Source organism: Streptomyces sp. NPDC059003, assembly GCF_042740445.1.
Taxonomy (GTDB): domain Bacteria; phylum Actinomycetota; class Actinomycetes; order Streptomycetales; family Streptomycetaceae; genus Streptomyces.
The window spans coordinates 1-4,690 of record NZ_JBHYJH010000060.1 but is presented as its reverse complement, the minus strand read 5'-3'; the positions used below and the strand labels follow the sequence as shown (position 1 = coordinate 4,690).

At 76.7% G+C, this 4,690-nt stretch carries 1 protein-coding gene; it reads left to right on the top strand.

Annotated elements, in window-relative coordinates; all coding sequences use genetic code 11:
- The coding region (locus tag ACFWZ5_RS21545; RefSeq protein WP_384891078.1) for an SDR family NAD(P)-dependent oxidoreductase at positions 1-4,690 on the top strand (4,690 nt) is incomplete at both ends.

Below are 4,690 nucleotides of genomic sequence, written 5' to 3'. Positions count from 1 at the left end.
CAGGCCGGGGCCGCCGGGGCGGTGGTGCGGTCGGCCGGACCGGCGGAGCACGCCGGTGACACGCGGCCAAGGGCCCTGCCCGCCGGCCCCGCAGCCGGTTCCGCCGTCCTGCCGTACGTCCTGTCCGCGCGGACGCCCCGGGCACTGCGCGAGCAGGCGCGCAGGCTCCGCGGCGCGCTGCACGGCGAGTTGGCGGAGCACAGCGCCGACATCGCCTACACGCTGGCCACCGGCCGCGCCAGGTTCGCGGAGCGCGCCGTGCTGCTCGCCGACGGGCCGGCGGCGCTGGACGAGGGCTTGGCGGCGTTCGCCGCGGACGGCGAGCCGACCGGGCTGGTGCGCGGCCGGCCCGCCGGCGACGACCGCGTGGTGTTCGTCTTCCCCGGGCAGGGCGGTCAGTGGCGGGGCATGGGAGCGGGCCTGCTCGACTCCTCGCCCGTCTTCGCCGCCCGGGCGGCCGAGTGCGACCGGGCCCTGGCGGAGTTCGTGGACTACTCGCTCGTCGACGTGCTCAGGGGCGCCGACGGCGCGCCCTCGCTGGACCGGGTCGACGTGGTGCAGCCCGCGCTGTGGGCGACCATGGTCTGTCTCGCGGAGCTGTGGCAGTCCCAGGGCATCCGTCCGGCCGCGGTGGTCGGGCACTCCCAGGGCGAGATCGCGGCGGCCTGCGTGGCGGGCGCGCTCAGCCTGCGGGACGGCGCGCGGGTCGTGGCGCTGCGCAGCCGGGCGCTGCTGGCGCTGGCCGGGCGCGGCACGATGGCGTCCGTCTTCCAGTCCGTGGACCGGGTGAACGAGATCGTGGCGCGGTACGACGGCCGGGTCTTCGTCGCGGCCACCAACGGGCCACGGTCCGTCGTGGTCTCCGGTGAGACCGAGGCGGTCGGTGAACTCCTCGCCGAGTGCGCCGGTCTTGGCATCGACGGCCGTGCCGTCCCGGTCGACTACGCCTCCCACTCCGCGCAGGTCGAGGCCATCGAGGCGGACCTCGCGCCGCTGCTCGCACCGATCGAGCCGCGCCGCGCCCAGGTGCCCTTCCACTCCACCCTCACCGGCACCGTGCTGGACGGCACCGAGCTGACCGGCGACTACTGGTACCGCAACCTGCGCGGCACGGTGCGGTTCGAGGAGACCGTCCGCAACCTGGCCGACTCCGGGCACCGGATCTTCCTGGAGGCCAGCCCGCACCCGACGCTGACCATCGCCGTCCAGCAGACCCTGGAGAGCGCGGGCGCCGCCGACGGCGTCGCGATCGGCTCCCTGCGCCGCGGCGACGGCAGCCTGGGCCGGTTCCGCGAGTCGCTGGCAGAGGCGCACGTGCACGGCGTGGAGCCGGACTGGGCGGAGGTGTTCGCGGGACGCGACGTGCGCCGCGGCGAGCTGCCCACCTACCCCTTCGAACGGCAGCGGTACTGGTGGACGCCGCCGGCCGCGGCACCGGCCGGACCCACAGCGGCCGAGCACCCCGCCGCGGCCTGGCGCTACGACATCGCCTGGCACCCGGTGGCGGACACCCCGGCCGCCGCACTGACCGGCAGATGGCTGGTCGTGGCACGGGGCGAGGACGCGGCCGCGGTGGCCGCCGCACCCGAGGCGGCCGGCCACCGCGAGGTGGTCGACGCGCTGCGCGGCGCCGGCGCCCGGACCGTGCTCTGCCTGCTGCCGGACGACCTGCCCGACCCCGAGGCGATCACCCGGGCGACGGACGGACAGCAGGTGACCGGGGTGCTCTCCCTCCTGGCCCTGTCCGGCAGCACGGAGCCCACCGCCCGGGTGGCCGCGCTGGCCGCCCTGCTGCACGCCCTCGACCGGGCCGGCGTCGACGCACCGCTGTGGTGCGCCACCCGCGGCGCGGTGGCCACCGGGCCCTCGGACCCGGCCCCCGACACGGCGTCGGCGGCCGTCTGGGGCGCGGGGCGGGCCGTGGCCGTCGAACAGCCCCGGGCCTGGGGCGGCCTGGTCGACCTGCCCGTCCGCTGGGACGGAAGGTCCGGCGACCGGCTCGTCGCGCTGCTGGCCGGCCACCGGGGCGAGGACCAGGCCGCGATCCGGCCGGCCGGTGTGTTCGCCCGCCGGCTGGTGCCCGCACGGCGCCCCGCGACCGGCGTGCGGCCGTACCAGCCGCACGGCACCGTCCTCGTCACCGGCGGCACCGGCGCGCTGGGCCGCCGCCTCGCCCGCTGGCTGGCCGACGGCGGGGCCGACCACATCGTCCTGCTCAGCCGCAGCGGCGGGGACCGCGCCGAGACGGCCGCGCTCGCGGACGAACTGCGCGACACCGGCTGCGAGGTGACCGCGGCCGCCTGCGACGTCACCGACCGCGCGGCGCTGGCCGCCCTGCTCGCCCGGACCGCCCAGGACCACCGCCCGCTCACCGCGGTGTTCCACGCCGCCGGCGCCTGCGAGCTGGCCGCGCTGAAGGACGTGCGTCCCAAGGACCTGCCGGCCCTGCTGGCGGCCAAGGTCGACGGGGCACGCCACCTCGACGAACTCCTCGCGAACACCCCGCTGGACGCCTTCGTGCTGTTCTCGTCGATCTCGGGCACCTGGGGCGTCGCGGAGCACGGCACGTACGGCGCCGCGAACGCCTGCCTGGACGCGCTGGCCGAGGCCCGTCGCGCGCGCGGTGACACCGCCACCTCGATCGCGTGGGGCCCGTGGGGCGGCGGCGGCATGATCGAGGAGAGCCGCTTCGCCCCCCTGGCCGCCACCGGACTGCCGGTCCTCGCCCCGGACCGGGCCCTGGCAGCACTCCAACTCGTCCTCGACCACGACGAGACGGCCCTCGCCGTCGCGGACGTCGACTGGGACCGGTTCGGCCCCGTCTTCACCTCCGCCCGCCCCAGCCCGCTGCTGCGCGAGCTCATCGCCGCGCCGACGGATCCGGCCGCCCCCGAGACGGCCGACCGGCCCGCCTCCGCCCTCCACGCCCACCTCGCCGAACTCCCCGAGGAGGCACAGCGGGACCTGGTCCTGGACCTGGTGCGGGAACACACCGCGAAGGTGCTCGGCCACGGCGAACCCAAAGCCCTCGCCGCCGACCGCGCCTTCAAGGACCTGGGCTTCGACTCGCTGACCGCCGTCGAACTGCGCAACCGGCTCGCCACGGCAACCGGCACACAGCTGCCCACCACGCTCGTCTTCGACCACCCGAGCCCCGCCCTGCTCGCCGAGCACCTGCTGCGCCAGGCGCACGGCAGGCAGCCGGCGGACGCCGTGCCCCGGCCGGCCCGCGCGGCGTCCGACGAACCGCTCGCCATCGTCGGCATGGCCTGCCGGCTGCCCGGCGACATCGACGGCCCGGACGCGCTGTGGCGGCTCCTCGTGGACGGCGGCGACGCCGTCGGCCCGCTGCCCCGGGACCGGGGCTGGGACGTCGAGGCGCTCTACGACCCCGACCCGGACCGGCACGGCACCAGCTACGCGCGGGCCGGCGGATTCCTCGACGGAGCCGCGGACTTCGACCACGACTTCTTCGGCATCTCCGCCCGCGAGGCGCTGGCGATGGACCCGCAGCAAAGGCTGCTGCTCCAGACGTCCTGGGCGGCGTTCGAGAACGCCGGGATCGTGCCGGCCGACCTCAAGGGCAGCGACACGGGCGTGTTCGCCGGTGTGCTGCCACCGGACTACGGCCAGCCGCACGGCATGCCGGGCGAGCTGGAGGGCTACCACGTCACCGGCGGCGCGCCGAGCGTGGTCTCCGGACGGCTCTCCTACCACTTCGGCTTCACCGGGCCCGCGATCAGCATCGACACGGCCTGCTCCTCCTCGCTGGTGGCCCTGCACATGGCCACCCAGGCACTGACGGCCGGCGAGTGCGAACTCGCGCTGGTCGCCGGTGTCGCGGTGATGTCGACACCCACCCCGCTGATCAGCTTCAGCCGGCAGCGCGCGCTGTCCACCGACGGCCGCTGCCGGTCGTTCGCCGAGAACGCGGACGGCTTCGGCATGGCCGAGGGCGTGGGCGTGCTGCTGGTGGAACGGCTCTCCGCGGCCCGGCGCGCCGGGCACCGGGTGCTGGCGGTGGTGCGCGGCAGCGCGGTCAACCAGGACGGCGCGTCGAACGGCCTGACCGCACCGAACGGCCCCTCCCAGCAACGCGTGATCCGCCAGGCACTGAGCCGGGCAGGCCTCGGCCCGGCCGACGTGGACGCCGTCGAGGCACACGGCACCGGCACGGCCCTGGGCGACCCGATCGAGGCCCAGGCACTCATCGCGACGTACGGCACCGGCCGGCCGGCCGACCGGCCACTGTGGCTGGGCTCGGCCAAGTCCAACCTGGGGCACACCCAGTCGGCGGCCGGCGTGGTGGGCGTGATCAAGACGGTGCAGGCGCTGCGGCACGGCGTCCTCCCCGCCACCCTGCACGCGGCCGAGCCCACCTCGCGCGTCGATTGGGCAGCGGGCGGCGTCCGGCTGCTGACCGAGTCACGGCCGTGGCCGCAGACCGACCGGCCACGCCGGGCCGGCGTCTCCGCGTTCGGCATCAGCGGCACCAACGCGCACGTCATCCTCGAAGAGGCCCCGCAGGAGACCGGGCCCGCGGAGTCCGGCAACGGTGACGCGGCCGGCGCGGTTGGTGCCCGGCCCGTGGTGCCCTGGCTGTTGTCGGCGCGTGACCCGCAGGCGTTGCGTGACCAGGCGGCGGCGCTGGTCCCGCTGGCCGGTGAGGCCGACCCGGCGGAGGTGGGCT